1 protein-coding gene is annotated in these 346 nt (G+C 64.2%); it reads right to left on the bottom strand.

Annotation, left to right across the window (positions count from 1 at the left end):
• On the bottom strand, positions 1-334 hold a 334-nt coding region (locus VTU_RS34345; RefSeq protein WP_169315447.1), incomplete at its 3' end, for a hypothetical protein.
• Positions 335-346 lie beyond the last annotated feature (12 nt).

The following is a 346-nucleotide window of genomic DNA, read 5'->3' on the forward strand; positions in this document are numbered from 1 at the left end:
GCCGTGCGATCAGTTCGGGTGCGTATTGCACGCGCGCGTTCTGCGCGTAGCCGTAGCGCAGCTGCCATTGCGCGGGTTGCGCGCGCCCCTTCGTGTAGGTGATTTTTACCGGGCGGCCGTAGATGTCGAGCTCGGTCCGTTTGCCGCTGACCGGCTGGCCTTGCGGGTCCAGTTGGGTCACTTCGGTTATCCGGCCCATGGCGTCGTATTGGTAGCGCTCGTTGCTCGGTCCGCAGCTGGCGCAGCCTGCGCCGCGCACCTCCAGCAGGCGCCATTGCATGGCAATGATTCCGTGCCGGTAGGTGGTTTTTTGTCCCTGGCTATTCGTCAGCACGGTTTGTCTGGG

The organism is Verminephrobacter aporrectodeae subsp. tuberculatae At4 (assembly GCF_000193225.1).
Taxonomy (GTDB): Bacteria; Pseudomonadota; Gammaproteobacteria; order Burkholderiales; family Burkholderiaceae_C; genus Acidovorax; species Acidovorax aporrectodeae.